This is a genomic window from Rhizobacter sp. P3_B12 (genome assembly GCF_056402895.1).
Genome location: NZ_JBFUGN010000498.1, coordinates 1 through 4,506 on the forward strand (window position 1 = coordinate 1; position 4,506 = coordinate 4,506).

Below are 4,506 nucleotides of genomic sequence, written 5' to 3' on the forward strand. Positions count from 1 at the left end.
CGACACCCTTGGGGCCGCAATAGCCTTCGGGGGCGAAGCGCTCCAGCGCAATCCGGTACTCGGCCACTTCGGGCTTCACGGCTTGCCACACCATCGGGTAGCAACCGAGCCGCTGCGTGGCCTCGTCCGGCCCGACAAGCCGCACGCGCAGGCGGGTGCTGGTGGCGGAGCTGAGCCRGATCGTCAGGAACCGGTAGTCGCCGGCTTTCACCGGGATCGATCTCGGCGCGCCGATGTTGACCCCGAGACCGCCCCACGCGCTGGCGCCCTTGCCGAAGAATTGCCCGGTCACGGCGAGCGCATCGCCGTGCACGGCCAGCGGCGATACCAGCGCATCGCCTTGCTTCTCGGAAAAGGCGAAACTGGTGATCACCCCTCCCTCCGGCGTGCGTGACGGGCTCTTGAACGTCGTCACCCACAACCGATCGGCCGAGTCGGCCTGCACGTTGGGCGCCGCGGCCTGCGACGCGAGCGGCACGACCATGGGCTTGGGTGCCGGCGACTGGGCGCACGCGCCCAGCAAGGCGCACGCTGCGAGGGCGAGGAAGGGGTCGAGCTTCATGTCATCTCCTTGTTGGTTGGGTCCGCGCCGATCACTGACCCGACAGCAGGACAGGCTTGCCGATGACCACCGACACCGCATCCAGGCCCGCGCTGCCCTTGAGCTCGCGGATCTGGAACTGCTTGAGCTTGGTCAGCGCGAGTGCGGTGTCAGGACGCGTGGCGCTCGCAGCCGCGCAGGTGGCATCGGGGTTGTTGGCCAGGCTGAACGACGAGAAGGGAATCACGCGCGTCGCGGCGGTACCGCTCAGGCCGGTGACCACATAGCTCGGGAAGCAGCCATCGTCGACCGCATCGGCCGACTGCAGCATGACCACGACCTGGCTGTTGCTGGTGGACGCCAGGTTGATGCTCAGTGCGGGCCAGCCGGACACGTCGCTCGTCGCGGTCAGCGGCAGCACGGCCACGGTGGCAGCCCAGGATTCGGTGGCCGCAGTGCGATTGCCGGTCAGCGTGTACGCCGAGCTGCTTTCAGCGAGAGCGTTCCCCGTTGCGCCGGTGCCGTACTCGAACGAGAACGGGCCCGTGATCGACACAGCCGACGTGGCCGGCGTGGCGGGCTTGGGCGCGAATGCGATGCTTCCCACATGGATCCCCACGGTGGCGGAACCGGTGGCCGGGAGGGCCTCGTCCGACACCTCGATGGCTCCGACATTGGCCAGCGTGCCGGCCAGCGCCGGGTTGGTGACGGTGGCGCCGGCGCAGAAGTCGGGCAGCTTGAAGTTGGCATCGGTCAGCGCCAGCTCGTAGCTCGTCTGGGTGGCCGTGACCGTCACGCTGGCCGCCGGCACGCAACCGTTGGGTGTCGAGCCCAGCGCCTTGATCTTGAGCTTGAGCGTCTTGTTGGTGCCGGTCGATGCCAGCGAGAACTGCAACTTGGTCGCGCCGGACTGGACCTGGTTGCGGTCGGCATCGCGCAGCGGGATATCGATGCCCACGCCGCCGAAGGTGCTGCCGCCGGCGTTGCTGAAGCTGCTGGTGACATTGAGGATGTTGTTGCTGACACCCAGCACCGGCAGGGAGGGCAAGTCGCCCGCCTTTTCGGCATAGGCGAATGCCGAGGCCGTCCGCCCCTGGTCGGTGCTGCCGTCGGCCGCGGTGAACGACGCGACGACCTGTCCATTGATGGTGACCGGCACGGCGGGCGCCGGTGCAGGTGCAGGCGCCGGGCCCGGCACCGGGGTGCCTCCGCCGCCGCAGGCTGCGAGCAGCAGGAACAGGGTCGAGACGGCGGCCATGCGATGGGAGTTGTCGATGTTCATGGGGGACTTCTTTGCTGTGGGGGTGGTAGACGATTGCCTGCACGTGGCGGGCGGACGGATCAGCGTTGTGCCGCGACGTGGCGCAACGCGGGAAATCAAGCTGGAGGCGCTCATCGGCCGTACAGGGCATCTCTCAGGTCGGTACGGAACGCACCGGCACCCGAGGGGTCGTAGACGCCGAAACTCGAGGCCAGCTCCCAGTAGTGCCAGCTCATGCCGCGGGCTTCGATCAGGTCGCGCATGACACGCGAGTAGTGCACCCGCGAGGCGCTGTCCGCGGCCGAGTACGACCCGAACTCGCCGACGAAGATCGGGTAGCGGACCTGCGCGCCATAGGCCTTCGCGAGGTCCAGGCCCCAGGTCATTCGCGACAGCTGGTCCGCCGTGCAGCAGCCCAGCCCGACCGGCAGCGCCGGGGTGACCCAGGTGGCGCCCTGGTGGGTGAAGTTGAACGGTTCGTAGTTGTGGACCGTGAGGATCAGGTTGGCGTCGTTGGGCAGCACGAGCTTGGACAGGTCGGCCGCGCTGTTCCAGCTGGTCGGGCCGACGACGATCAGGCGTTGCGGGTTGTCGCGGCGAATCACGCCGACAGCCCGCGCCATGAGGTCGTTCCAGCGATCGGTCAGGTTGCCGTGCGGCTCGTTGTAGACCTCCAGGATCAACCGGTCGCTGCGATTCTTGTAGCGGGCCGCGATCTGGCGCCACATCGAGAGGAAGCGCACTTCCAGCACGGCGGGATCCACCGAGCGTTCGTTGGCGTCCAGCACGTCGCCGTCGAGCTGGCGATAGTGGTGCATGTCGAGCAGCACGTAGACACCCTTGTCCAGCAGGCGGTCGACCACGCTGTCCACGCGGGCGAAGAAGGCAGGGTCGATCACGGCCGCCGCATCGGCCGAGGCGTGATTGCTCCACCGGACAGGCAGCCGAACGCTGTCGAACGTGCCGCCATCGAGCAGATCGATGAAGCGTTGCTCCACGGTCACCCCCCAGTCGCCTTCTCGCGGCGGCTCGAGCATGTTGCCGAAGTTCACCCCACGGCCGAACGCGGCCGCGGCGCTGTGGGCTCGCGCCGAGGCGCCAGGGGGATTGCCCGCCGCCGCTGCGGGATAGTCGGCCAGCGTTGCCGCGTCGGACGCCGTCGCGCCGCCGGCTCCGCCGCAAGCCGCCAGCCCCGCGCAGAGCAGGATCGCGGTCACGGCGAGCCGTGCAATCGATTGCAACGACGAGGAAGGAAGGCCTGGAAAAGGCCTGTCAGGGGCGCCGCTGGCCGAGCTTTCTTCCGTCTTCATCATTCGTTCAACTTCCGGTCATGAGGTGTGGAATGTGCGTGCAATCGATTGCAAGCTCAGAGCAATGTTGCAGCAAGGTTACTAGCCGTGTCAACGGGGCCGTGCCTTATGATCGGGATAACGTGAATTACTGAGCAGTGGGCGACTCTTTTCGCCCTGCCAGCATCGACTCGCGAAACAGAAGCAACAGTTCGCTGGAAGATGCCTAGTGCAATCGATTCCAGGAATCGCTAAGGAGCGCCCGTTCGGGCAAGCATCTCAATGACCAGCCCTACCAAAGGAAGGCACGGCGCCCCGGCGAACCCAGGCGCTCCGGAGCAGAGTTCGACCCTGCAGGATGTGGCTCGGCTGGCCGGTGTGTCAGCCAGCACCGTGTCGCGCATCCTGAACGGCCAGGTCGACTCGCCCCGGCGCGAGGCCGTCGACGCCGCGATCAAGAAGCTGCGCTTCAAGCCGAACCTCGTGGCGAAGAGCCTGCGCAGTGGCGTGAGCATGGCCATTGGCGTGCTGACGCAGGATTTCGACAACCCCTATACGTCGCGTGCAGCCAAAGGCGTGGAAGACGAACTGATGAGCGGTGGCTACACCCCCATCGTGATCTCCGGCCACTGGAATCGCACCGGTGACGAAACGGAGCGCGTGCGCGTGCTGATGTCGCGCAAGATCGATGGCATCGTGGTCATCGGTGGACGGCTCACCAACGAGCAGTTGCTGGATCTCTCCGAACTGCAGCCCATCGTCGCGATCGGCCGCGACTGCGACGGCCCCCGCTTGCGTTCGCTGGATGTCGACCAGCGCCAGGGCGGCTACATGGCGACCCGTCACCTGATCGAGTTGGGGCATCGGCGGATCGCCCACATCGCAGGGATCGAGTACCAGCCCGACGCGATCGCCCGCATGCAGGGCTACATGGATGCGCACCGCGATGCCGGTCTCTCGGTGGATCAGCGCCTGATCGTGCGCGGCGACTTCTCCGAGCCGGGTGGCGTGCAGGCGATGCAGGCCCTGCTCGGTTCCGGCATCGGGTTCACGGCGGTCTTCGCGGCGAACGACCAGAGCTTGAATGGCGCGCGGCTGGTCTTGTTCAATCGAGGCATCGAGGTGCCCGCAGAGATCTCGCTGGTGGGGTTCGACGGCTTGCCTGCTTCCGAGTATTCCGTGCCGCCGACCACCACCGTTCGGCAACCCATCTACGAGATGGGTTGTACCGCCGCCAGGGAATTGCTTCGGCTGCTGGGCGTGAAGCAGCTGAACGAGGCACCGATCGGGTCGCTGGATCTGCAGCTGATGGTGCGGGGTACCACGGCACCACCGCCTCGTTCGGTTGAATGAGCCCCCCGCTTCTTGCTGGCCACCGCAACGAACCGATCAAGATCTGGTGATCGAAACGCCAC

Annotated in this window: 4 protein-coding genes; 1 reads left to right on the forward strand and 3 read right to left on the reverse strand. The window is 66.7% G+C overall.

Annotation, left to right across the window (positions count from 1 at the left end; all coding sequences use genetic code 11):
- The 3 genes from AC1D01_RS22200 to AC1D01_RS22210 all read right to left on the reverse strand — a co-directional run.
- Window positions 1–562, reverse strand: a 562-nt coding sequence (locus tag AC1D01_RS22200) for a hypothetical protein (protein WP_477870120.1), incomplete at its 3' end; no start/stop codon positions are given.
- A 31-nt stretch (window positions 563–593) separates the two neighbouring features.
- Window positions 594–1,823: a hypothetical protein gene (locus AC1D01_RS22205; RefSeq protein ID WP_477870122.1), complete on the reverse strand. Its 1,230-nt coding sequence runs from the start codon at window positions 1,821–1,823 to the stop codon at window positions 594–596.
- A gap of 110 nt (window positions 1,824–1,933) precedes the next feature.
- A complete protein-coding gene (locus AC1D01_RS22210) occupies window positions 1,934–3,019 on the reverse strand; it encodes a glycoside hydrolase family 5 protein (RefSeq protein ID WP_477870124.1) in 1,086 nt (361 codons plus the stop codon).
- A gap of 354 nt (window positions 3,020–3,373) precedes the next feature.
- Here AC1D01_RS22210 and AC1D01_RS22215 point away from each other — a divergent pair, with 354 nt between their 5' ends.
- Window positions 3,374–4,444, forward strand: a complete 1,071-nt coding sequence (locus AC1D01_RS22215) for a substrate-binding domain-containing protein (protein WP_477870126.1) — start codon at window positions 3,374–3,376, stop codon at window positions 4,442–4,444.
- Window positions 4,445–4,506 lie beyond the last annotated feature (62 nt).

What these genes read in the sequence shown, in the direction of transcription:
- AC1D01_RS22215 (WP_477870126.1), top strand. Translation starts at nt 3,374, where the DNA reads ATGACCAGCCCTACCAAAGGAAGGCACGGCGCCCCGGCGAACCCAGGC.
- AC1D01_RS22205 (WP_477870122.1), bottom strand. Translation starts at nt 1,823, where the DNA reads ATGAACATCGACAACTCCCATCGCATGGCCGCCGTCTCGACCCTGTTC.